The organism is Flavicella sp. IMCC45668, assembly GCF_057219105.1.
On sequence record NZ_CM170114.1, the window covers coordinates 3,236,393 to 3,261,387 of the forward strand.

Here is a 24,995-nt window from a genome sequence, read left to right on the forward strand (position 1 = left end):
TTAATACAGTATTATGAAAGGAATTATTTTAGCCGGTGGGTCAGGAACACGTTTGTATCCATTAACAAAGGCAACATCAAAACAATTGTTACCCATTAATGACAAGCCGATGATTTATTATCCGTTATCTGTATTGATGTTGGCAGGTATCAAAGAAGTATTAATCATTTCCACCCCAGATGATCTTCCGAATTTCAAAAAATTATTAGGAACTGGAGAAGATATCGGGATGCAGTTTTCATATAAAGTACAACCTTCTCCGGATGGTTTGGCACAAGCTTTTCTATTAGGAGAGGAGTTTATAGGGAGTGATGATGTGTGTTTGGTGTTAGGGGATAATATTTTTTATGGTCATGGTTTTACAAAATTGTTGGCTTCTTCTTTGAAAAATGTAGAAGAAGATGGTAAAGCAACGGTTTTTGGTTATTATGTTCAGGACCCGGAGCGTTATGGAGTGGTAGATTTTGATAAAGCAGGGAAGGCTTTGAGTATCATTGAAAAGCCAAAGGAACCTAAAAGTAATTATGCTGTTGTTGGCTTGTATTTTTATCCAAATTCAGTAATTGATGTCGCTAAAAAAGTAGTGCCAAGTGATAGGGGGGAGTTGGAGATTACTAGTGTGAATCAAACGTACTTAGAGCAAGGAAATTTAAAAGTGGAAGTGATGGGGCGTGGTTTTGCTTGGTTAGATACAGGGACGCACGAATCATTATTAGAAGCCTCTAATTATATCCAAGCTATTGAAAATAGACAAGGATTGAAAGTAGCTTGTTTGGAGGAGATTGCCTATGAAATGGGTTATATTAATAAAGAAGAAGTGTTGAAGTTGGCAGAGCCATTGAAAAAAAATGGCTACGGTCAATACTTAATTAATAGAGTGAAAAGAGAAAATGAAGTTTACTAGAACAGAAATTCCAGAGGTGGTTATTTGTGAACCACAAGTTTTCGGAGATGAAAGAGGTTACTTTGTTGAAACCTTCCGACAAGATAAACTGGAAAAGTTTATTGGTTATAAAATTGATTTTTGTCAGGATAACGAATCTAAATCATCTTATGGAGTTTTGAGGGGCTTGCATTATCAATTAATGCCTCATGCTCAGACTAAATTAGTTAGGGTTATTAAAGGAAGAGTTCTTGATGTGACAGTTGACATACGAATAGGTTCTCCTACTTTTGGAAAGCATGTGACTGTTTTGTTAACTGAAGAGAATAAAAAACAATTGTTAGTTCCAAGAGGGTTTGCTCATGGTTTTGTTGTTCTAAGTGAAGACGCTACTTTTGCCTATAAGGTGGATAACTACTATAGCCCAGAATGTGATAGGGGTATTGCTTTTAATGATGAATTTTTAGATATTGATTGGGAATTGTCAGTGGATAAAATGAAATTATCTGAAAAGGATAAAAAGCAGCTGGCATTTGCAAATGCTGAATATTTTGATTTTAATGAGAAGTTGTATCATTAAAGTTGAGACTTTGAAATCGTGATGCCGTGAAAAGGTGATGTGTCAAATAGTGAAATCCGACCTCTCGGAAAAAGTGAAGTAGTGAAACCGTGAAGTCGAGATATGTTGAAAATCGTCCTCACGAATTCTCGGCCTCCCGGAAAGTAAACTAAAAATAACAAAAAGAATGACGCATAAAGATCTTTATGTTTGAAAAAAGAGTATCAACTTAGTGGTTCTTGTTTATAAAATATGTGAAAGGTTGGCTGCGCATCAGAAATATGGATTGATATGTCAGGTGCAAAGAGCTGCTGTCCCGGCGTCACGATCTCCCGATTTCCCGAATTAACGACTTCCTGGAAAACAACCCTAAAAAAAACGAACAAATGACAAACATATTAATTACAGGTGGAAATGGACAGTTAGGGTCTGAAATAAAAGGTTTAATCCCTGCTTACGCTGGTTATAATTTTTATTTCACCGGTTCAAATGATTTAGATATTACGAATCATAGTTTGGTAAAGGAGTTCATTGTAAATAATTCTATAAATGTTATTGTAAATTGTGCTGCATATACAGAAGTGGACAGAGCTGAAGAAGAAGTTGAATTGAGTGATGCAGTCAATCATTTGGCGGTTCGAAATTTTGCAGAAATTGCAAAAGAAAATAGAATTAAGTTAATTCATATTTCGACGGATTATGTCTTTGATGGTGAAAATCATAAACCATATGCTGAGGTAGATGTGACAAATCCACAATCTGTTTATGGAAGAACTAAGTTGTACGGTGAACTTTCGATTCAAGAGATCAATCCAGAAAACTCAATTATTATTAGAACGTCATGGGTGTATTCAAGTTGTGGGAATAATTTTGTGAAAACCATATTACGACTCGGAAAAGAAAGAGATGAATTAGGTGTGATTTTTGATCAGGTGGGGACTCCCACAAACGCTGAGGATTTGGCAAATGCAATTTTAACAATGATTCCCCAAATAAAAAATGATACTGTTGAATTATATCATTATTCTAATGAAGGGGTCTGTTCTTGGTTTGATTTTGCAAAAGCTATTTTTGATATTATGGATGCAAAAGTAAAAGTAGATCCCATTGAAACCGCTCAATATCCAACACCTGCAAAAAGACCTTTTTACAGTGTGATGAATAAAACTAAGATTAAAGGAGTTTTCGACCTAGAGATTCCCTATTGGAAAGACTCTTTGAAAAGAATGCTTGGAAAATGAATTCTTAGTTCATCCAGATGCAAAGTCAAAGTAAAGAGAAAGGAAGGTGACGTTTGTCTTTGGCTTTTTAAACTAAACTCCAAGAGAACATATTGCCGCGGTAGTATACTTCTCACAATGGCAGAAACACAATATTCTATATTTTCATTTTAGTTTATCTCTTTATATCTATAGGAATTCATGAATGCGGAGCATTTATTTGATACGAGACAAAACTAGTTTTAACCTTTTTTCTTTAGCTTTCGTATTTGTCTTTATCATGTTTAATGCAAGATTTCCAAGGGGTTTAAATATGTGTTTTATTGGTTGTATAGGTGTGTTTATAGTATTATTTATGCCATTTGTTCGAATAGTTCAATGTGAATTCCGTTTATGAAAAATGTGATGTAAAGCCTTTTTAATGAATTGCTTAAATGAAGTACTAACATATGTTAAAATAATACCCTATTTTTGCAAAATTAAACCAATACTTAGCTTATGAAAGTTGGAATTACCTTTAGTGCCTTTGACCTTTTACACGCAGGGCATATCACGATGTTAGAGGATGCCAAACGTCAATGTGATTATTTGATTTGTGCGATTCAAACAGATCCTACCTTGGATAGACCTGAAAAAAACAAACCTGTTCAGTCAGTGGTAGAACGTTATATACAGTTGAAAGGCTGTAAGTTTGTGGATGAAATTGTGCCTTATGCTACAGAACAAGACTTAGAAGATATTTTAAGATCTTTTAAAATTGATGTTCGTATTATTGGGGAAGAATATGCCAATAAGGAATTTACTGGACGTGCCTATTGTGAAGAGAAAGGAATTTATTTGTATTTCAACAAAAGAGAACATCGTTTTTCAAGTAGTGGTTTGAGGAAAGAAGTACATGAAAAAGAACAGTTAAAGAATAAATAGAGATATAGTAAATCACTGAATTATCGATTCACTGATCAATTTAGGAATATAAAAGAAATATTAAATATGAATATTGTAGTAATCGGATCTGGTTATGTTGGATTGGTTTCTGGAACTTGTTTTTCAGAAATGGGAAACAGGGTAACTTGTGTAGATATAGATCCTGAAAAAATAGAGAAATTAAATAATGGAGTTATTCCAATTTTTGAACCAGGGTTGGAAACTATGGTGTTAAAAAACATAAAGAAAAAAAATTTGTTTTTTACTACAGATTTAGGTTCTGTGATTAAAGATGCGGATATCGTATTTATAGCCGTTGGTACTCCCATGGGAGACGACGGGTCAGCTGATTTACAGTATGTATTGGCGGTAGCAAAGTCTATAGGTCAGACAATGCAAAAAAGATTGGTAGTGGTGGATAAGTCAACCGTTCCTATTGGAACTGCCGATAAAGTAAAAGCAACTATTGAAAAGGAGTTACAAGTAAGAGAAGAAGTCATTGAATTTGATGTCGTTTCCAATCCTGAATTTTTAAAGGAAGGAGCGGCTATTGCAGATTTTATGAAGCCTGATAGAGTTGTGATTGGTTCAGAAAGTGAATATGCAACTGAAAAGATGAAGCAGTTGTATCATCCTTTTTGCATGTCTCATGATCGTTTTATCGCTATGGATGTGCGTTCTGCAGAGATGACAAAATATGCGGCAAATGCTATGTTGGCTACGAAAATATCCTTTATGAATGAAATTGCCAATATTTGCGAAAAAGTTGGGGCTGATGCCAATCAAGTTCGTATTGGTATTGGTTCGGATGCAAGGATAGGATATAACTTTATTTATCCGGGTGCGGGATATGGAGGCTCATGTTTTCCAAAAGATGTAAAGGCCTTGAACAAGATTGCCGAAGAACATGGACATAAAGCAGAGTTAATCCAATCTGTAGAGAAAGTAAACGACGCTCAGAAGTTGGTGATTGCTGATAAAATAGTGAAACGTTTTGGAGAAGACTTGACTGGAAAGACTTTTGGTCTTTGGGGCTTGGCTTTTAAACCTGGGACCGATGATATGCGTGAAGCACCAGCCATTTATATAGTAAAAGAATTGGTGAAACGAGGGGCAAGGGTACAAGCTTATGATCCTAAAGCAATAGAGGAAGCGAAAGACTGTTATTTAAAAGGTGTAGAAAAGATTTCATACGTAAACGCTAAATATGATGTGTTAAAGGAAGCAGATGCCTTGATATTGTTAACAGAATGGAAGGAATTCCGGTCGCCAGATTTTGAAGAGCTCAAAGAACAGTTGAATTTTCCAATCATATTTGATGGAAGAAACCAATACAATGCATTTAATTTGGAAGACAAAGGTTTTGAATATTATCAAATAGGTAAAAAGTAGAGGGTCTAATTTTAGATTTGTCATTTCGAGTGATTTTTGTCAGAAAATTGTATCGAGAAAAATGTTAATCTGAGATTTTTATGTAACCCAAGGAATGACCTATTATAAATAGATAAGTAAGAGAAATATAATGAAAGTACTAATAACAGGAGCGGCAGGATTTATCGGTTTCCATTTAGCAAAAGCTTTGTTGGGAAAAGGTCATGAGGTAGTGGGAATAGACAATATCAATGATTATTATGATGTGAATTTAAAATATGCTCGACTGAATGAGTTGGGTGTCGTTAAAAAGAATGCTGAGATTTTTCTAAAGAAATCGGAAAGCGAAAAGTATAAATCTTCTTTTCAATTCATAAGAATGAATTTAGAAGATCGTCAGGCATTGCCGGATTTATTTGCAGCACATCAATTTGATGTGGTAGTGAATTTAGCCGCCCAAGCAGGGGTTCGTTACAGCATAGAGAATCCTAATGCATATATTGATAGCAATATTGTAGGGTACTTGAATATTTTAGAATGTTGTCGTCATAATAAGATCAATCATTTATTATACGCCAGTAGTTCAAGTGTATATGGTGAAAATAAAAAGGTTCCATTTGCAACATCGGATAATGTAGATCATCCTATTAGTTTGTATGCTGCCACTAAAAAGAGTAATGAATTGATGGCACATACCTACAGCCATTTATATGGTATTCCAACAACAGGGTTGCGATTTTTTACGGTGTATGGTCCTTGGGGAAGACCAGATATGGCGATTTATCTTTTTGCAGATGCGATAGCTAATGATAGAACAATAAAAGTTTTTAATAATGGTAATATGAGTAGAGATTTTACTTATATTGATGATATCGTTAATGGGATAGAGATCTTATTGCAGAATACACCAAAGAAAGAAGGAAACAAACCTGCATATCGAATTTCAAATATAGGAAATGGTAGTCCAGAATCATTAGGTGATTTTATAAAGGCCATAGAATCAAGTTTTGGTGTAGAAGCAAAAAAAGAATTTTTACCTATGCAAGATGGTGATGTACCTCAAACTTGGGCGGATGTTTCTGAGATTGAAAAGTTAGGTTATAAAAGTACTACAGAGATTAAAGAAGGAGTTGCTAATTTTGTAAATTGGTTCGTTGAATACAATAAGTAATTGATATTTCAATTCTTTGCATAAAATTTATAATTTTCATAGAAATGGATGAAGTAAAAATAATTGATTTACCGAAAATACTTGACCCTAGAGGTAATTTGAGTTTTGCTGAGTCGGAAAATCATATACCTTTCGAAATTAAGAGAACTTATTGGATTTATGATGTGCCAGGAGGGGAAATTAGGGGAGGACATGCATTTAAAGAACAGCAAGAATTAATTATAGTTCTTTCAGGAAGTTTAGATGTTGTAGTCTTTGATGGGGAGAAAGAGACAAAATTCTCATTAAATAGATCTTATTATGGTTTGTATATTCCAAATAAATTTTGGCGACATATGGAGAACTTTTCTACAAATACGGTGGTGATGATAGTTTCTAGTACTTTGTTTGATGAACATGATTATGTAAGAGATGTTGAAGAGTATAAAGTGTTAAAAAAATGAAAAATAAAACTGTTTTTGATGCTTCTGTTATTGAACTTTCTAAAGTGAGTAATAGAGCTGGTAATATTACTGCAATTGAAAATAACGTTGAAATTCCATTTGAGGTTAAAAGAATATTTTATTTATATGATATTCCTGGAGGAGAGAGTAGAGGAGCGCATGCACATAAAGAATGTCATCAGTTTTTAGTAGCTGTATCTGGCAGCTTTGAAGTGCAGTTAGATGATGGAAAAGTAAAAAAAACAGTTATGCTCAATCAACCATATAGAGGTTTACATATTCCTCCAGGAATTTGGGCATCCGAGGTTAATTTTTCATCTGGTTCAATTTGTTTGGTCCTAGCGTCTCATAATTACGAAGAGAGTGATTACTTGAGAGTTTACGATGAATTTATAGAGTATAATAAATGAAATATTTCTGTCATAGTTTATCTGAGGTACAATCTAAAAATATAGGCAAAGGAACTTGTATTTGGCAGTTTGTAGTAATTTTGGAAAGAGCAATTATTGGAATAAATTGTAATATAAATTCTCATGTTTTTATAGAGAATGATGTTGTTTTGGGAGATAATGTAACGATAAAAAGTGGTGTTCAGATTTGGGATGGTATTGTTTTAAAGGATGATGTTTTTATTGGACCTAATGTTACGTTTACGAATGATATAACACCACGTTCCAAACAATATCCTGAAGTTTTTAAAAAGACGACTGTACGAAAAGGAGCTTCTATTGGTGCAAATGCTACCATAATTGCGGGAAATGTGATTAATGATTATGCGATGGTTGGTGCTGGTTCTGTTGTAACGAAAGATATAGGTAAAAATGAATTATGGATTGGTAATCCAGCCAGGTTTCATGGCTATGTTTCGGACGAAGGAGCGTTATTGAATAAAAATTTATTAGATAAAAAATCCGGGGAACAATATATTTGGCGCGGTGGAAAATTAGAGAAAAAAAATGATTAAATTTTTAGACTTAAAGAAAATAAACAGCCAATATAGTATTGAGTTAAAGGAGGCTGCTAAAAGAGTTATTGATTCTGGATGGTACTTGATGGGTGAAGAATTAAAAGAGTTTGAAAAGAATTATGGATTTTATTGTGGTTCTAAATTTACGCTAGGTGTTGCAAATGGTTTAGATGCGTTAAGATTAATTTTTAGAGGATATATTGAACTAGGTATAATGAGTGAGGGTGATGAAATAATTGTCCCAGGAAACACTTATATTGCTTCCGTTCTTGCAATTTCTGATAATGGGTTGATTCCTATATTTGTAGAACCTAACATTGATACTTATAACTTAGATTCAAGTCTAATTGAACAATCAGTAACAAGTAAAACTAAGGGGGTTTTGACTGTACATCTTTATGGTCAGATGTCTATTGACCAAAGAATGTTAGATGTTTGTAAAAAACATAATTTAAAATTGATAGAAGATGGAGCACAATCCCATGGGGCGTTTTTTAATAATAAAAAATCTGGTTCTATTGGAGATGCCGCTGGTCATAGTTTTTATCCTGGAAAGAATTTAGGGGCTTTAGGTGATGCAGGTGCGGTTACTACGAATGACGCAGAACTAAGTGTTGCTATACAAGCATTAAGGAATTATGGTTCTTTAAAGAAATATGAAAATACCTATAAAGGATTGAACTCTAGATTGGATGAAATTCAAGCAGCATTTTTGAATGTTAAGTTGAAATATATCGATGAAGATATTAAAGGAAGAAGATTTGTCGCGAATTATTATTTAGATAACATCAAAAATAACAAAATCCATTTACCAACCGTAATTAATGATATTGGTCATGTTTGGCATCTATTCGTGATTCAAGTTTCTGATAGAGAGAATTTCGAAAAGCATATGATTGAAAATGGTGTTCAAACGCTTATACATTACCCTTTGCCTCCTCATAAACAATTAGCTTATGCTGAATATGCTAATTTATCCTTTCCTATTACTGAGGCTATCCATAATACAGTTATAAGTTTACCTCTAAGTGCAGTACATACTTTAGAAGAGTTGGATATAATCATAGATGTATTAAATAATTACTAATGAGCCAGAGTTTTAAACTGATAATTTTACAGTTATTTAGTCTAGGATTAGGGTTTTTCTCTGTTTTTTTCGTGGCAGGTAGAATTCCTTCTGGTTTATATGCAATTGTTGGGGTTTATGAAATTATAGTCGCCATATCAAGGGTTTTTTCCAATGCCGGATTAGAAACATTTGCCATAAGAAATGTTTTGTTTTACGAGAAAAATGGGCAGTTAAATAGGATTTCTGAATTAATAACACAAAGTTTATTTCTCCGGGCTGTATTTGCTTTGGTTCTTATGATCCCTTTGATTTTTTACGCCAAATATATTTCCATTGAAAAGTTTAATGGTGATTATTTTTTACTGTTCTTTTTAATGATTTTATCGTCTGTTTTTGTATCACTAAATGACTCTGTGGTGTTACTTTTAAAATCGTTTAACAAATATTTCTCGGCTGCATTTGTTGGCTTTTGTGTTAATATTTTAGGTAGATTTATTGCGATTTTCGTTTTTTTATATTTGGGATTTGATGAATACATCTACGTTATTATCTCATTACCAGTATTCATTACCTCTATTGTTATTTTTAAGCTTCGGAAATGGATCTCATTTAAGAGATACATAATTAAAGAATCTATTATTCATAATTTGAAGTTGTCAAAGCATTTTACCGTTTCTTCATATATAGCATATGTATATAATATGCTTGATCAATTGTTAGTTTCTATATTTTTTACAGCCGAGATACTCAGTTCATTTACTTTAGGTAAGAGAATATTAACTATTTCCAAAACTATTGTCTCTAATGTTTTTGATCCAATGATCCAGAAATTAGTTAGTATAAAGGATGATTTAAAAGTTTTTCAAAGTGAAATTGGCTTTATAAATAAAATTAAAAATTATATGATAGTGGTAATGATAGTTACACTACCTGTGTTAATTTATTACATTGCTGACTTGTTGGTTTTGTTAAATTTATCTAGATATTTATATCTGGATACTTTTATAGTTTGTATTTATATTGGTATTCTGTTCTTTATTCAAATGAAATTAAAGTACATGATAATAATTTTATTTTATGATTCGATATACAATATTAAATTATCAATTATCATGGCGGTATTTGCAAGTATTACCTTCTCATTTGTTATTTGGGTTGACGTAAAATGGGTGTATTCTTATTTAGGACTTACCTATTCTCTTGTATGGATATACTGTGAGTACATGTATAAAAAAATTGAATTAACGAATATTAAATAATATATAATAATGAGAATATTATTAATAGGAGAAGCTAGTTCTTTACATCTTAATTTAAAAAAAGGTTTACTAGCACTTAACCATGATGTAACTCTGTTTTCTTCAGGGGATGGTTTTAAAAAGATTAAATCGGATATCACTCTAAAAAGAAGGAAATCAAAGGTAGGTACGCTTTTATATTACTATGAGTTAGTGTTATTAATTATTAAATTCAAAAATTTTGATATTGTACAATTCGTGTCATCTGAAGTTTTTCCGTCTAAATACGGCTTTAATAGATTGTTGATTACAATTTTAAAGCTTCGAAATAATAAACTTTATGTTGTTGGTGCTGGTTGTGTAGATACTATTACTTGCGACTTTTTTGAAAAAGGTTTTAAATATAAAGAATTTTATAGTGCTATAAAAAATCACTATAAAGTAGTTAAATTATGGGGGCAAACTAAGAAAGGGAGAGCTTTTAATAAATGGTTGTTTCGTGAAATAGATGGATATATTCCTATTATGTATGAATATGCTGAAGGTCATAGAAGGGTTAGTCAAGATAAGTTAAAGTCAACTATTCCTATTCCAATGAAACTCGACGAATTTAGTTATCAGACAAATCTTGTTAAGGATAAGGTAATTATTTTTCATGGGATTAGTAGAAGAGAAGTAAAAGGAACTGATTTTATCTTAAAGGAATTAAATAAATTAAAAGACACATTTCCGGACAAAGTAGAATTACTAATTGTTGAGAAAGTTAAGTACACGGATTATTTAAAACTTCTGAGAAAAGCAAATATTGTAATTGATCAAACATATTCTGTTTCTTCAGGTGTCAATGGGTTAATTGCTATGGCTTTAGGGAAGGTTATGTTAGGCGGGGGGGAAAAGGAATTCCTAAAAGAATTTGCATTAGATTCATCTCCAATGGTTCCTGTTGGAATTAATAAAAATGATATATTTAATGCTTTGTCAGAGTTAATTCATGATCCTAAAAAAATTGAGCTATTGGGTTTTGAGTCTAGAAGATTTGTTGAGAATAATCACGATGCAACGGAAATTGCTAAGAAATATATAAACGTTTGGAATGAAAACTAAAATTTTATTTGGAGGTGATTTTGCTCCTATTATGGGGTTTGAGGATATAGCTCTGAAAAAAAAGGAATTCATTTTTAATGACGCTCTAGAAGTGATTAATAATGCAGATTTGAGTTTTGTTAATTTAGAATGCCCCTTAACTTTATCGAATAAGAAAATTGAAAAGAATGGACCATGTATTAAGTCTATTCCTGGAGCTATAGATTGTTTAAAGCCGTTTTCTGTAGTTGGTTTGGCTAACAATCACTGTCTAGATTTTGGAGCAGAAGGATTAAAAGATACCATTGAGTCTTGTGAAAAACAATCCATACCTTATGTTGGAGCTGGATTTGGTGATGATAGGCATAAACCTTATTATTGGTCTAGTCCTGAACTGACAGTAGCAATAATTGCTATTGCAGAAACTGAATTTAATTCTGAGGATGGTTTTGGAGCAACTTTAATTAATCAACGCCGTAATTTGGCATCGATTAAAGAAGCTAAAGAGAATTCGGATTATGTAATTGTTACGCTTCATGGAGGGAATGAGTATTTTAATTTACCGCGTCCAAAATTAAGAGAGCTTTGTAAGTATTTTATTGATTTAGGTGTAGATACAGTTATTTGTCATCATCCACATGTTCCAGGAGGATATGAAATTTATAAAGATTCACCAATAGTATACTCTTTGGGTAATTTAATTTTTGATACTATTGTAGATAGTAAGGATTGGAATTATGGTTATTTCTTTCAGTTAAACTTGGATAATAATGTATTGTCTTCTTTTGAACTAATTCCATACGAGCAAAGCGTTGATAAGGAAGGGGTTAGGCTTCTTTCAGGTAAAGAAAAACAAACTTTTTTATTAGATATTGACAAGCTGCGAGATATTCTTGAAAATAGAGAAGATGAATGGATGCAATTATGGGAGAGTTTTTTGAGTAGCAAGAAAAACATGTATTTTTCGAAAATGTTTATTCCATTTTCTTTCTTTGGAATTAATAGATTACAAAATATGTTTCCTTTTATTAATAGATTATTAGTAGGGAAAAATAAACTGAAGAAAATGAATATCTTAAGATGTGATTCACATCTAGAAGCTCTAAATACACTCTTAAATAGAAAAGATCATGATTAAAGAAATTAAGAAATCGGATTCTGCTGTTAAGATTTCAGCTCCGATAAGTGGGAAATATTCTTATTATATATACCAATTAGAGGATTTAATTCTTTATTCTACCTCTATTACTGATATTCTGAATGATAAACGAGTAAAAAGTAAGTTAAAGGTGTCTTCTAGAGGTATATCTTTTTTACTACAAAACGGAGTGGTTCCATCACCTTATACTGTTTATGAAGATTTGTTTATCCTTCAGGTTGGAGATTCTTTAACAATTAGTAGCCATGATTTAAAATTGGAATTTAGTCATTCATTTCCTTATTCTAATGATAATAGAATGGAGAGCGTGAATTTTGAAGAAAAATCTTTAGAGTTTTTAGAACTTATAGCTGAAGAAACGGTTCATCAGATTGATGGAGGTAGTCATAATAACAATAATTTCTTATTTCACAGTGCAGGAAAAGATAGTAACTCTATTGCGTTAGCTTTGGCAGAGGCAGGGAGTCAAAATAAAATTTCTCTAATCACGCAGAAATCCAAAGGTAAAAATGATGAAAGTGAAATAAGCAAAGGAATTGCTAAAAAACTTGGTTTTAAACATATTATTCTTAACGAGATAGACGACTTAACCGTGTCTCATAAATCACATATTTACAATTATTTTGAAAAAATGCCACTTCCTGTTGTGGACAGTGTGACTTTGGCCTATCCCCTTTATCATTATCAAAATAGTGATTTAGCGCATTCTAATTTGATATTCGGAGATGGTAATGATGGCTATTTGTATTCGCTTCCTACGGCAAGACAGAAGATGCTTTATGATTTTAGCTCATTTAATTTTATGAATGGTTTTTTTCGAAACACGCTTCGATCTGAGAGTCTTTTTAGCCCCTTGCAAAAAACTAAATTAGAGCTATTTGGGCTTGATGGGCTTAGTAATTTGGATGCGAATCAAATATTTAACGAATTTAGTAGTACTCGTAGCTATTGGAAAGATGAGCTTTCTAAAAGGAATAATTTGAATATTATTCAGATGAAGTCTGACATCTATGCCACTAAAGTGATTACCGGTAGAATGATTCGCAAACTTCAAAACTTTGCTGACGTATATGATAGTAATTTAATTATGCCATTTGCATCTTCTCGGATTAAAGAATTCTTTGAAAAGCTTCCTTTAGATTTGATTTATAAAGAAAAGACGAATAAAAATAAAATATTTCTAAGAGAAGTTTTAAAAACTAAGTTAGAATTAGATTCAGATAAAATTGGTAAAATGGGTTGGACTTTTGATGTTAGTGGAATAATTATAACTAATTTAAATTGGATAAAAAGTGAGATTTTTGAATGTGTATTGTGGGATGATAAACAAGCTGATGTACTAATCAATAGATTTTTGTCAGTTGCTAAGTCAGAAAAAAAATATTCTAAATTTTCTGCTAAAATGATTTATCGTATATTTTTAATCTCAATTTGGTATAACCATAATCAATATATAAATAGATAAATTATCATGGGAAAATAACATGGGAAAAATTAGTAATAATAGTTTTCGAATAATAATTGATTTTTTATGAACTATTGGGTTTTTAATAGGATTTTATACCTGTTTTCTGTTGGTGTTGGTCTTTCGCTTTTAATAGGTAGTTATGGAGTTGATATAATTGATCGGATTTCATATGTATCAATGATAGAAAATTTCCCCTTGTTTATAGAACAAAGGATTGATATGTCGAACCTCATTTCAACTTTGTTAAACGAAAGTCTCTGGGTTTTTTTAATGGGGCTTTGTTATTACTTGAAATTTGATACGGAAATATACATAATTTCAATATGCTGTTTGTCATATTTCATAGTTATGAAAAATGTTATTCGATCTACGAAGCATTTTTACAGACTCTTGCCAATTGTTTTATCAGCCGGGTTTTTAGTTAATTTCATTACCCATATAAGGCAAGGTGTCGCATTATCGATTCTTGTTTTTTCTGTTTATTTGCTTCCCAAGCCAAGAATTAAGAGACATATCCTTTATTGGGTTACACCGCTAATTCATAATAGTTTTTTATTTATTACTATCTATTTTTACAGTGAACAATTTGTGAATGGAGTTAAGAACGTTTCTAAAACAAGACTAGTTTTAATCGGGGTATTGTTTCTATTAGTGTTATTGTTTTTTATTTCTTTTGCCACTGAAAGACAATCACATTATGTTTCTAATATTGGTGATGAGACTAATTTAGGGATAGGCTGGCTGTATTGGTTTTGCTTGTTTCTTTTGGTTCAAGGTTCTAGTTTAAGATGTTTTAAGTTAGACCTTTCTAAAGAGGCTTTATTTATTTTAGTTTATTTGATATTATACCCTTTAGTACCTACCATTGCAGGAAGACTGATGGAAGTATTTGTTTTGTTTATTTTTATTTGGTTGCAAACAAGAATTAAGAGTCCACTGTACAATCTATTTGCGGTTGCATATTTTATAATGTCTTGGATTAGTCGCTATGATGAGTATTATTTTGGTTTTGGGGCATAAGTTTTAAAAAATATATTTAGTTTGAAGAAAATAAAAGTTTTGTTTATAGTTCCCAGTTTAGCTGGTGGTGGTGCTGAAAAAGTTATACTAACCTTAGTAGATCATATCGACACTAAGAAATTTATACCGATATTAGTTGTGGTTAATAAGATAGGTGCACGTGCGGGTTATGTCAATAATAGAATAGAAATAATTGACTTAAAAACACCTAATGTAAGAAAGGCAATATTTAAGATAATTGGATTGTTGAGGAAAAAAAATCCTGATGTGGTTTTTTCAACACTTAATCATTTGAATTTGTTGATGGCCATGATATCAATTTTATTTCCGAACATTAAATTTATAGGCAGACAGACAAAGAAAGCATCAATAACTTTTGGTACAGGTAAGTTTAAAGAATTCATAGGGAATAAATTAACGTTTTTTTTGAATTTACACAATATTGTAGTAGCCCAATCGATTGCTATGAAGCGGGATTTAATGGCTTGTTGTAAAATAAAAGAAAGTAATATTCAGATTATAAATAATCCAGTTGATATAGATGAAATACAATCAAAGAAGAAAGAAAAGTGCGATTATTTTGATACTACAAAAATTAATCTGATTTCTTCAGGTAGATTAGTTGCTTCAAAAGGGTTCGATAGAATGTTAAAGTCTTTTGCTTTTTTAGATCAGGAAAAATACACACTTTCTATTATGGGAGATGGTGTCGAAAAACAGGGTTTATTAAAATTGTGCAAAAGTTTAGGTATTGATGATAATGTTAAGTTTTTGGGGTTTAAAAAAAACCCCTATAAATATGTTTATAATGCTGATATGTTTTTAATCACATCTTATAGTGAAGGTTTTTCGAATGCTGTTGTTGAGGCATTGGCTTGTGGTAAATATGTGATTGGATTTAGTTTTTTTGGTGATGAAATTATTCAAAATGGTATCAATGGCGATATTTTATTGGTTAATGATAATTATGAGTTTTCTAAATTAGTAGAAAAAAAATCGAAAGAGAAACATAATGAATTGATGATTTCGAAAACTATTGATAAGTTAGAAGTTACTAAGATAGTTAGGGAGTATGAATTAATGTTCGAAAAAATAAGTCAATAATGGAAGAAAAAAAGAAAATTACCTTATTTACTATCTCTTTGATAAAAGGGGGAGCAGAGCATCAATTGGTTAAATTGGCGGTCCATTTGAAAAATACAGGAAATGATGTTACTATTGTAGCGCTATTACCACAGCATGATTTTGAAGAAACTCTAAAAGAAAATGATGTAAAATATAATCATATCCCGTTTAAAAAAGGATTAGGTTTATTTAGGTTGAATGCTTTTTTTAGAAAAGAAAAACCAGACTTGTTGATTTCATTCATGTTCGGTGCGAATACAGTTGCACGAATTATAAAGCTAATTAATAAAATTCCTTTAATAACGTCTGTTAGGAATAACGAAATAGATAAAAAGTTCCGTTTCCTGTATAGATTTATGCATAAAATAGATACAATTTCTACATTTAATTCGGAATATTCATTAGCGAAATTTATTTCGGAAAATTTAACAGTTGCAGAAAGATCTCATTTAATAAATAATTCCATTGCTATCAATAGAAAGTTGGAAAGTGGTAAAGTTGTAGGTGATCATTTTAGTCTGATTAGTATGGCACATTTTAGACCACAAAAAGATTATCATACTTTATTCTATGCGATTAATATTTTAGTGAAAAAGGGAGTAAAAGTAAAACTGACTGTTTTGGGGCATTTATATAATGTAGATTGGCCGGAACAGTTTATAGAACAGAATGGATTACAAGAGGAAATTAATGTTGTTGGTTTTGTGAAAAATACACAAACGTACATAAACGAAAGTCATTGTGTAGTCTTGTCATCTTTGTGGGAAGGAACTCCAAATGCATTGTTAGAAGGAATGGCAAATAAACTACCAGTAATATCTTCTGAAATTCCAGGTTGTAAAGAATTAGTTGAAATTTCAAAATCCGGTTTGTTATTTGAAGTTCAGAATCCTGAAGATTTAGCTAACAAAATAGAAGAACTTGTAGAAATGTCTGATAAAGAAAGATTGTTTTTAGCAGAAAATGGTTACCGGCACGTTATAGAAAACTACGCTTCTGATATCGTATATCATAAATGGGATATGTTAATTGATAATGCTATAGAGGGATGATAAATAAAAAATTGAAAGTAGCTTTGATAGAAAATTTTGGAGCGGATTTTGTAGGAGCGCGACTACGTTTTGCAGTTTATTTGAGAAATAAAGGTGTTAATGTTACCGCAATTATACCTAAAGACGGACATAAAGAAATAATTGAAAAGTCTGGAATAAAGGTTCTTGAGGTAGGAGCTAATATTAGAGGAAAAGGTTTTGCTACTAAGTTGGATTATGCAAAAAAACTAAAAATTATTTTAAAAGAAAATAATTTTGATATTGTCCATTTTTATCGTTTGCAACCAAATTTAATAGGGACTTTTGTAGCAGGTAGAAACACAAAGTCAAAGATAGTAAACCATGTCACTGGACTCGGAGTTGCATTTACAACAAGGTCATTGAAAAATAGAATTTTTCAATTTGTGATCAAATCACTTTATAGCTTTAATAATTTTAGATTTAAGCCCTATACAGTTTTTCAGAATGAGCAAGATAGTTATGAGCTAGGTTTAAAAAATAAAGTTTCTGTTATAGAAGGTAGCGCTGTAAATGAAGATAGATTTAACACAGAAAATAGTCCAACTAAAGTTCATGAAAATCTTTCATTAATTCAAGAATTAGGGATTGCTTCTGAAAACGATAGCATGACATTCATTTTTGTTTCAAGGTTACTCAAGGAAAAAGGAGTTTTGGAATTAATCGAAGGAACCAAACAAGCTATTAAAGAATCCTCTAGTACCATTAATTTATTGTTAGTGGGGTGGAGTGATGTAGAAAATCCTTCTGCAGTAAAGCCGACGGAAATTGAAAAGTTAATAGAGGATTATCCTTCTATTCAGTTTTTGGGCAAGCGAAATGATGTAGAACAGCTTATAGCCCTAAGTGATGTAAGTATTTTGCCTACTTATTACAGGGAAGGTACTCCTCGATTTTTATTAGAGTCAATGGCTATGGGCAAACCTATTGTGACCACTGATATGCCAGGATGTAATCACTTAATTCCGAATGGAAATAATGGAGTGCTTATCAGGCCAAAAGACATTCATCAAATAAAAAATGCTATTCTAGAGTTTCGAACTAAAGATTTAGTTACAATGGGAAAAGAAAGTGAAAAATTATATAAACGACGTTTTTCAGAAGAAATAGTATATTCTTCAATATTAAATTTATACAATTCTATCCTGTAATTATGTATCAAGTTGGAATTTCAGGTATAACGGGCTTTGTAGGTGTTAATTTAAAATCCTTTATAGAAAATACGAATATATCTGTTACTGGTGTTTCTAGAAATACGGAGAATACCAATATATCGTATGAGTGTTTATCCAAAGAAATATGGAATACGCAAAATGCTTTTGTGCATTTGGCAGGAAAAGCACATGATTTAAAAAACACCTCAGAAGAAAAAGACTATTTCGAAGTCAACACAGAACTAACTAAAAAATTATTTGATCAATTTCTAGATAGTACCTGTGAGACTTTTATTTATATGAGTTCTGTAAAAGCTGTAGCAGATCAGGTGTATGGTTATTTAGATGAAGAAATTGAACCGAATCCAGTTACCGCTTATGGGAAATCAAAACTAGCTGCAGAAGAGTATATTTTGAATCAAAATTTGCCAGAAGGCAAACGAGTCTATATTTTAAGACCCTGTATGATTCATGGACCAGGTAACAAGGGGAATTTAAATTTGTTGTATAATTTTGTATCAAAAGGCATTCCTTATCCTTTCGGGAAATATGAAAATCAACGTTCTTTTTTATCGGTTCAGAACTTATGTTTTGTAATCAAAGAGCTCATATTGAATAGATCTATTGCTTCTGGAGTGTATCATGTAGCCGATGACGCTACTATGTCGACAAAGCAGTTGGTAACTATTATTGGTGAAGTTATTGAGAAACCTGCAAAGGTTTTAAACCTACCTAAGTCGTTGGTGAATTTAATTGCAAAATTAGGAGATGTACTACCTTTGCCGATCAACAGTGAGCGAGTTCAAAAATTGACAGAAAATTATTGTGTTTCGAATGTCAAGATAAAAAGGGCAATTGGCAAGGAGTTTCCGTTGACAGCAGAAGAGGGGATTAGAGCAACGGTTGAATCTTTTTTGAAATAAAGGAAGTCCAAAGGCTAGAAGCTTAAAGCCGAAGCGTCTCAAAATCTTCACCTCAAAAGAATCACTACAAGATACCTGACACTAGGAACAAGCTACAAAACTCCAAAAGCTGAAAGCGAAAGCAAAAAGAAGGAGGTTTGTTACAGAATTTACATTTTTATTTTTTTGCATCACGTACAAAAGGAAATTAACTTTGTTGATGATTCTACAGATACGGAAGCGAGTTCAGTTTAACGGCAGGTATTTCAGTGATTCCAAACAGTCGATAAACGTCATTCTCTACTTGAAAGGGAGTCTGCTCGTTGATAATGTAGGTGGAATAAAATATAAGACGGTCAAATGTCACTTCGAGTGAAATTATGAATGAAATGAAGAATTTAATATCGAGAAGTTTTTACGCCAAAATTTGCATAGTTCGCGATACAATTCTCCCTTGTCGAAGCACGGTCACTGAGGCCCTCGAAGTGTGTTCACTGACAGAGCGTCATACCAAAATCGTCTCCGACATGCGATGACAATTTAAAAAAAGGCATTCCGGTCATTAAATAAGAGATTGCTTCACTACGCTTGGAGTTACGTTTGAATTGTTCAGATTTCCGTCATTGTGAGGTAAGTATGACCGAAGCAATCTCCTAACAGTATGTCAAAGACTAAGCCAAAGTGGATAGCCAATTGTCACTTCGAGTGAAATTACGAATGAAATGAAGAATTTAGTATCGAGAAGTTTTCAGACCTATATCTTTATAGTTCTCAATACACTTCTCCTTTGTCGAAGCACTGGAACTGACCGAACATCATACCAAAATCGTCTCCTAGATGCTATGACGAATAATCAGAAAAAATATTCTATTGCGTATTTCATGAGGATTTTGTCCTAAGAAAATCTTTGTAGTAAATTCAATCTTATCAAACGTTTTGCAACCGTGTGAGCATGTTTTATTCCTAAAAAAAATCGCCGGACTGTTTTTTATTAGTACAGTCATAGATCTTGCAGTCGAGTATCATTTCAATGAAAAAGGCGTAAACTAAAAAGCTGTTTGAGAACGTAGTTCGAGTTCTTTTTTGTTAGTCTTTAAATTGTAAAATGATCGATGAAAGATCAGGACTTGACTTTTTCTTTCTTTTGTGTCAGAACAAAAGGAAAAAATAGAATATTGTGTTTCTGTTATTGTGAGAAGTATACGACCGCGATAATATGTTCTCTTGGAGTCTAGTTTAAAAATAGCACAAGGTCAATTAAGATCTTTACCCTTCGACATACTCAGGGTACGTTGGATAAATTCAAAGTCAACTCCCCACCAACGATCAATTACCAAGAGCTAAAGGCTCAAGGCTAAAAGCTCAAGGATCTTCACCAATTTATTGAGTCACTATTTTACGCTCTCACTTTTTTCGGGAGGTCGTTTTTCTGCACACCGTGCATTTTGTTTTTCAGGACATTACTATTCCACACCATCACAGTTTCACTATCTCGCCACTTCACTCTTTCATGTCATCCCGCGCTGCTAGTTATTAGAAATAGATGTTTTAAATTAAAAATCGATGAAAATTAGTTACCTTTGATATATGTTACAATTAGATAAGAATATTCAAAAAGTTAAAACACTATGTCGAAAGCATAATGTTGAAAAATTATATCTTTTTGGATCTGCTACAAACGAAAACTTTACTCTTAAAAGTGACATTGATTTTCTTGTGAGTTTTGATAAGAAAAATTTAAATCAATATTTCGAGAATTATATTTCTTTCAAAGAAAAATTGGGGAAATTATTTAAAAGAGATATCGATTTGATTGAGGAACAAACTTTAAAAAACCCGATTTTAATTAATTCTATAAATAAAAACAAAGAATTAATTTATGGATGAGAGAGTTTTAAAATGGATTTATGACATCGATTTTGCACTAGATGAAATTGAATCATATTTTCAAGGGAAAGAAAAAAACTTCATTGCATACAGAAAAAATACAATGCTTAAAAGAGCAATTGAAAGAGATTTAGAAATAATCGGAGAAGCTGTAAATCGAATTCTAAAAAGAGATCCCTCATATGAAAATAGTATTTCTGATGCCAAAGCAATTATTGGATTAAGAAATCAAGTTATCCATGCATATGACAGTATATCCGATGAGAATATTTGGTCAATAGTAATAAACCACATTCCTAAACTAAAAAAGGAAGTTGCCAAGATAATAAAGGGAAATAAGTAAAGACTTCACTTCGTTTGCAATGACATTTGATTTGTATAAGTTTCCGTCATTGCGAGGGAGTTTACCACCGCGGCAATCTACTCATTGAATAAAAGGTTGTTTCACTTCGTTCGCAATGACGTTTAGATTGCATAAGTTCCCGTCATTGTGAGAGAAGCATGATTGAAGCAATCTTATGAAATTAATCTAGGTTTTTATGTTTTTACCCTTCGATATCGCTTCGAGGGTCTCGATGTCCAGCTATGGTTACGAAGGAAAAAGTCAATGTCAAAGTCTATGCCCGACTAACTAACAATCAAATTTCCACTTCAAATATCAAAACAATTAATCAAGACTAAAATAAAAATCAATCATAGAAATTAGTTACTTTTGTCGGGATTAAAGAAAATAGCTAGATAGATAATGGAAACATACGGGATTGTTGCAGTTTTACTGATAGTCATATCAATCATATATATGAAAACCGCAGATAAGTTTAATATCATAGATAAACCGAATCATAGGAGTTCACATACCGTACCAACCATTCGTGGTGGTGGAAGTCTTTTTTTATTTGCACTTTGGATTTATTTTATCATATCTGATTTTTCTTATCCTTATTTAGTTTTAGGAGTGTCTTTAATTGGAATTGTTAGTTTTATTGATGATATTAAAACCTTGAGTTCAAAAGTGCGGTTTCCTTTTCAATTGACCGCGATACTACTGGTGTTTCAAGAAGTTGGTGTATTTGGGAACCCGTTGTGGAGCTTGGTGTTGTTGGCCATTGTTGGGGTAGGGTTTATCAATTTTTTCAATTTTATGGATGGTATTAATGGAATTACGGGTTTATATAGTTTAGCCGTTTTGTTCGGGTTCTATTTTATAAATCAAAACACTTTAGTGATCGATCAAGATCTTTTAAGAATTGTCATGATGGCTTTATTAGTATTTGGTTTTTATAATTTTAGAAAAAAAGCACGTTGTTTTGCGGGTGATATTGGTAGTATTTCCATAGCTGTGATTTTGTTTTTTATAGGTATTTCTTTAATTAATACTTTGAATGCTCCAGTAATAATTTTATGCGCAGTGCTTTATGGCGTAGATACTATTGTTACTTTATTCTATAGGAAATATTTGGGAGAGAAATTGACAGAACCCCATAGACATCATATATATCAGAAATTGGTAGATGTCGCGAAAATTTCTCATATGCAGGTTTCTTTTATGTATTTTGGACTTCAACTTGGAATTAATTTTATAGTTTATACAATGTATACTAAAAGTTTGATAGAACAATTAATTACCTTCTTTGTCGTTGTTGTAATGTGCGTGTCTTTGTATGTATATTTATTTAAATATTTAAAATCAAAATAGTTAAGTGAGACTTAAAAAGTATCAGTCAATTTTTGAAAATAGCATCTCTCTTTTTGCTTTAAAAGGAATAGATTTAGGCTTGACTATTGGTTTGATTCCATTTCTGATTGTGAAAGTTGGGATTCATAATTATGGGGTGTATGCTTTTGCCATGTCTTTAGTTTTATTTATGGTAAATGTATTAGGTTATTGTTTTAATCTAACAACAGTAAGAGGAATAGCAAAACATAAAGGAGATATTGATAAATTAAATCTAATTTTTAACCAAGTAATTTCTGCAAAAACTGTATTATTAATTGTAATATACATTGCAGTTGTATGCTTGATTATTACTGTTCCAAAATTTAATGAATTTAAAGACCTCTATTTCTTCAGTTCAGTGCTAATATTTGCAAATTTTTTTTCAATCCATTGGTTTTATTTGGGAATTGAAAAAATGAAATATATCGCTTTTATTAATTTTATTAGTAAAGCCATTTATGTAGTGCTAGTTGTTTGTTTTATTAAAGATGAAACAGATTTGTTGTGGATACCTGTTTTCGAGGCTTTTGGGGTTTTTATTGTGTGGAGTATATCATTTTATTTAGTCATAAAAAAATATGGATTTAATTTAAGATGGGTTGGTCTAAAAAGAACAATTAGTTATTTAAAGTTGAATTTTAGTGCTTTTATTAGTTTGTTGTTGCCATCTACATACGGTATATTGTCTGTTTTTTTAGTTGGAGCGATGGGAGTTCCAGTTCAAACAAGTTTGATGGAGGTTGGAGTGAAATTTACAGGGGCATTTTCAACGATTAACAATATTTTAACAAAAGTGTTCTATCCGATTGTAAATAGAAATTCTTCTTTTATGAGAACTGGTAAGTTTGTGTTATTAGTGTTAGGAGTTTTACTTAGTTTAACTATGTTATTGACAAGTGAATATTTATTATCTCATTGGTTGTCCTTTGATGATGTAGAATATTTAGAACTCGTTCAAAAGATTGTTGTAATACTTTCTCCCGTTCCTTTTTTAATGAGTGTTGTATCTTCATATGGTGTAAATGGATTAATGGTTAATTTTAAAGATAAAATATTCGGTAAATTAACGATGATTTCGTCATTAACCATGTTAGTTTGCTCCTTGTTTTTAGTTCGTAATATTGGAATGTATGGAGGTGCCCTTTCTTTCCTTTTTGGTAAGGTTATCTATGCGTTATTATCTTTTGCATATTCAAAAAAAATGAAAGATGTCTAAATTAATATTTAAAAGCAGAAATATTTATCTATTCTCTGTGTTAATCTTATTTACAATGGTCTTTTTATTTAGCAACACAGGCTCAAGATATAATCTACTTGTTCTTATGTTGTTTTTTAGTATTTGTATAATTTCTTTGATAGGAATTTTTTTTACAAAGGATCAAACGTCCATTTCCTTTAATAAAGTTTTTTGTCTTTTTAACTATTTCTTTTTTGGAATAGCTCCGATGGTCCAATTTAAAAATGAAACCACTTTTCAATTGGATGTTGTGCTTGAGTCGAATCTATATGTGACTATGGGTTTGATTATTTTTATAATTATGTCTTTGTATGTTTTGGGTTATAACAAGCTTTATAATAAGTTGTTGTTTTTTAGGAATAAAATAATTTCTAAAGAGTTTAATTTAACACATGATAATATTTATGTATTATATTTGATATCATTGAGTACATCATTGTTTTTTTTGATTTTAATAAAATTTAATTGGGGTTTGTTGATTTTTCGTCCTTTTACATTTAGATTGAAAGAGAATACCTCCTTCGGGTTGATTGGATATGCATTCTTATTGATCATAAGATATATTCCTTTTTTCGTCCTAATGTATCATAAGCTTATCATCAAAAAAAATAACGTACATACCTTTTTTCTTGGATTAGTGTTTTTGATTGTGTTATTTCCAACGTCTCTATCAAGAGGAGTGATGGCAGTAATATATATTCCCTTATTAGTTGTTTTTATACCTTTTTTAGAAAAGAGTGTGAATTTTGTTTTGCTTTTTTTAATTGGAATGCTTGGGGTTTTTCCATTATGGAATAGTTTCCGGCATCTTAAAGAAGGGAGTTTCAAATTTGAATATGAATTATTCAATTCAGGTCATTTTGATGCATTTCAAAATTTTTTGCTAGTGATTGATAATAAGTTAATTACCAATGGAGAGCAGTTAGTAGGAAGCCTATTTTTTTTTGTGCAGGAAGGGCAATGGAATAATAGACCACCTGGCTCTGGTCATTTGTTAGGTGATGTTGTTGGGTATTCTCACTTGAATGTGGCTATGCCTTATTTTGGAGAAGGTTTTGTGAATTTTGGATGGGTTGGTTTATTGATTTTTACCGTTTTTATCGTTTTCTTTAATGCGTTCTTTGATGCTTTGTATAGAGGAAAAGAATTAGGTGCTTTGGTTAAATTAAGTTTGTTAGTTTTGATGATTTGGGAGTTTTATTTGCTTCGAGGTGATTTAATGAGTTCCATAAAAATGCTTACAAGTTTTATGTTAGGACTTCTGACTTTTGTAAGTCTGTTATTGTTCTTTAAGAAGCGAAACAAAATGATTGAATAATATTGATATA

The 24,995-nt window shown here is 31.5% G+C and carries 24 protein-coding genes; all 24 read left to right on the forward strand.

Annotation, left to right across the window (positions count from 1 at the left end; genetic code table 11):
- The first annotated feature begins 13 nt into the window (after window positions 1-13).
- The 24 genes from rfbA (at window position 14) to AC2DZ0_RS13205 (ending at window position 24,985) form a co-directional block, all read left to right on the forward strand.
- On the forward strand, window positions 14-904 hold the full coding sequence (gene rfbA, locus AC2DZ0_RS13090; protein ID WP_484642278.1) for a glucose-1-phosphate thymidylyltransferase RfbA: 891 nt from the start codon (window positions 14-16) through the stop codon (window positions 902-904).
- Window positions 891-1,463: a dTDP-4-dehydrorhamnose 3,5-epimerase gene (gene rfbC / locus AC2DZ0_RS13095; RefSeq protein ID WP_484642279.1), complete on the forward strand. Its 573-nt coding sequence runs from the start codon at window positions 891-893 to the stop codon at window positions 1,461-1,463. Before rfbA ends, rfbC begins: the two co-directional genes overlap by 14 nt.
- A gap of 365 nt (window positions 1,464-1,828) precedes the next feature.
- Window positions 1,829-2,683 carry a dTDP-4-dehydrorhamnose reductase gene (rfbD, locus tag AC2DZ0_RS13100; RefSeq protein WP_484642280.1) on the forward strand — a complete coding sequence of 285 codons (855 nt, stop codon included), beginning with the start codon at window positions 1,829-1,831 and terminating at the stop codon, window positions 2,681-2,683.
- Window positions 2,684-3,160: 477 nt separating this feature from the next.
- Entirely contained in the window at window positions 3,161-3,586 is a 426-nt protein-coding gene (locus AC2DZ0_RS13105; protein WP_484490503.1) for an adenylyltransferase/cytidyltransferase family protein, read from the forward strand.
- 66 nt (window positions 3,587-3,652) lie between these two features.
- Window positions 3,653-4,978, forward strand: coding sequence for a UDP-glucose dehydrogenase family protein (locus tag AC2DZ0_RS13110; RefSeq protein WP_484642282.1), 1,326 nt, complete (start codon window positions 3,653-3,655; stop codon window positions 4,976-4,978).
- A gap of 130 nt (window positions 4,979-5,108) precedes the next feature.
- Window positions 5,109-6,128 (forward strand): NAD-dependent epimerase, encoded by a 1,020-nt coding sequence (locus tag AC2DZ0_RS13115; RefSeq protein WP_484642284.1) that lies wholly within the window; start codon window positions 5,109-5,111, stop codon window positions 6,126-6,128.
- A gap of 44 nt (window positions 6,129-6,172) precedes the next feature.
- On the forward strand, window positions 6,173-6,571 hold the full coding sequence (locus AC2DZ0_RS13120) for a sugar 3,4-ketoisomerase (RefSeq protein WP_484642285.1): 399 nt from the start codon (window positions 6,173-6,175) through the stop codon (window positions 6,569-6,571).
- A complete protein-coding gene (locus AC2DZ0_RS13125) occupies window positions 6,568-6,981 on the forward strand; it encodes a sugar 3,4-ketoisomerase (protein WP_484642287.1) in 414 nt (137 codons plus the stop codon). Before AC2DZ0_RS13120 ends, AC2DZ0_RS13125 begins: the two co-directional genes overlap by 4 nt.
- Window positions 6,978-7,535 carry an acyltransferase gene (locus tag AC2DZ0_RS13130; RefSeq protein ID WP_484642289.1) on the forward strand — a complete coding sequence of 186 codons (558 nt, stop codon included), beginning with the start codon at window positions 6,978-6,980 and terminating at the stop codon, window positions 7,533-7,535. Before AC2DZ0_RS13125 ends, AC2DZ0_RS13130 begins: the two co-directional genes overlap by 4 nt.
- Window positions 7,528-8,625 (forward strand): DegT/DnrJ/EryC1/StrS family aminotransferase, encoded by a 1,098-nt coding sequence (locus AC2DZ0_RS13135; RefSeq protein WP_484642291.1) that lies wholly within the window; start codon window positions 7,528-7,530, stop codon window positions 8,623-8,625. The genes AC2DZ0_RS13130 and AC2DZ0_RS13135 overlap by 8 nt, the downstream gene beginning before the upstream one ends.
- Window positions 8,625-9,866, forward strand: coding sequence for a lipopolysaccharide biosynthesis protein (locus AC2DZ0_RS13140; protein ID WP_484642293.1), 1,242 nt, complete (start codon window positions 8,625-8,627; stop codon window positions 9,864-9,866). The genes AC2DZ0_RS13135 and AC2DZ0_RS13140 overlap by 1 nt, the downstream gene beginning before the upstream one ends.
- Window positions 9,867-9,875: 9 nt before the next feature.
- Window positions 9,876-10,949, forward strand: a complete 1,074-nt coding sequence (locus AC2DZ0_RS13145; RefSeq protein WP_484642294.1) for a glycosyltransferase family protein — start codon at window positions 9,876-9,878, stop codon at window positions 10,947-10,949.
- A complete protein-coding gene (locus tag AC2DZ0_RS13150; protein WP_484642295.1) occupies window positions 10,939-12,066 on the forward strand; it encodes a CapA family protein in 1,128 nt (375 codons plus the stop codon). Before AC2DZ0_RS13145 ends, AC2DZ0_RS13150 begins: the two co-directional genes overlap by 11 nt.
- Window positions 12,059-13,552, forward strand: coding sequence for an asparagine synthase-related protein (locus AC2DZ0_RS13155; RefSeq protein WP_484642297.1), 1,494 nt, complete (start codon window positions 12,059-12,061; stop codon window positions 13,550-13,552). The genes AC2DZ0_RS13150 and AC2DZ0_RS13155 overlap by 8 nt, the downstream gene beginning before the upstream one ends.
- A gap of 66 nt (window positions 13,553-13,618) precedes the next feature.
- On the forward strand, window positions 13,619-14,575 hold the full coding sequence (locus tag AC2DZ0_RS13160) for an EpsG family protein (protein WP_484642298.1): 957 nt from the start codon (window positions 13,619-13,621) through the stop codon (window positions 14,573-14,575).
- Between the two features lie 21 nt (window positions 14,576-14,596).
- Window positions 14,597-15,679 carry a glycosyltransferase gene (locus tag AC2DZ0_RS13165; RefSeq protein WP_484642300.1) on the forward strand — a complete coding sequence of 361 codons (1,083 nt, stop codon included), beginning with the start codon at window positions 14,597-14,599 and terminating at the stop codon, window positions 15,677-15,679.
- Window positions 15,679-16,752 carry a glycosyltransferase gene (locus AC2DZ0_RS13170; protein WP_484642301.1) on the forward strand — a complete coding sequence of 358 codons (1,074 nt, stop codon included), beginning with the start codon at window positions 15,679-15,681 and terminating at the stop codon, window positions 16,750-16,752. The genes AC2DZ0_RS13165 and AC2DZ0_RS13170 overlap by 1 nt, the downstream gene beginning before the upstream one ends.
- Complete coding sequence (locus AC2DZ0_RS13175) at window positions 16,749-17,921, forward strand: glycosyltransferase (protein ID WP_484642303.1); 1,173 nt, start codon at window positions 16,749-16,751, stop codon at window positions 17,919-17,921. Before AC2DZ0_RS13170 ends, AC2DZ0_RS13175 begins: the two co-directional genes overlap by 4 nt.
- A 2-nt stretch (window positions 17,922-17,923) precedes the next feature.
- A complete protein-coding gene (locus AC2DZ0_RS13180) occupies window positions 17,924-18,847 on the forward strand; it encodes an NAD-dependent epimerase/dehydratase family protein (protein ID WP_484642304.1) in 924 nt (307 codons plus the stop codon).
- Between the two features lie 1,566 nt (window positions 18,848-20,413).
- Window positions 20,414-20,713 (forward strand): nucleotidyltransferase family protein, encoded by a 300-nt coding sequence (locus tag AC2DZ0_RS13185; protein ID WP_484490517.1) that lies wholly within the window; start codon window positions 20,414-20,416, stop codon window positions 20,711-20,713.
- The gene (locus tag AC2DZ0_RS13190; protein WP_484642306.1) at window positions 20,706-21,056 is read left to right on the forward strand and encodes a HepT-like ribonuclease domain-containing protein; all 351 of its coding nucleotides are present in this window, start codon (window positions 20,706-20,708) and stop codon (window positions 21,054-21,056) included. The genes AC2DZ0_RS13185 and AC2DZ0_RS13190 overlap by 8 nt, the downstream gene beginning before the upstream one ends.
- Before the next feature lie 456 nt (window positions 21,057-21,512).
- Window positions 21,513-22,409: an MraY family glycosyltransferase gene (locus tag AC2DZ0_RS13195; RefSeq protein WP_484642308.1), complete on the forward strand. Its 897-nt coding sequence runs from the start codon at window positions 21,513-21,515 to the stop codon at window positions 22,407-22,409.
- A 4-nt stretch (window positions 22,410-22,413) separates the two neighbouring features.
- Window positions 22,414-23,646 carry an oligosaccharide flippase family protein gene (locus tag AC2DZ0_RS13200; RefSeq protein ID WP_484642309.1) on the forward strand — a complete coding sequence of 411 codons (1,233 nt, stop codon included), beginning with the start codon at window positions 22,414-22,416 and terminating at the stop codon, window positions 23,644-23,646.
- 229 nt (window positions 23,647-23,875) lie between these two features.
- Entirely contained in the window at window positions 23,876-24,985 is a 1,110-nt protein-coding gene (locus AC2DZ0_RS13205) for an O-antigen polymerase (protein WP_484642311.1), read from the forward strand.
- Window positions 24,986-24,995: the final 10 nt, after the last annotated feature.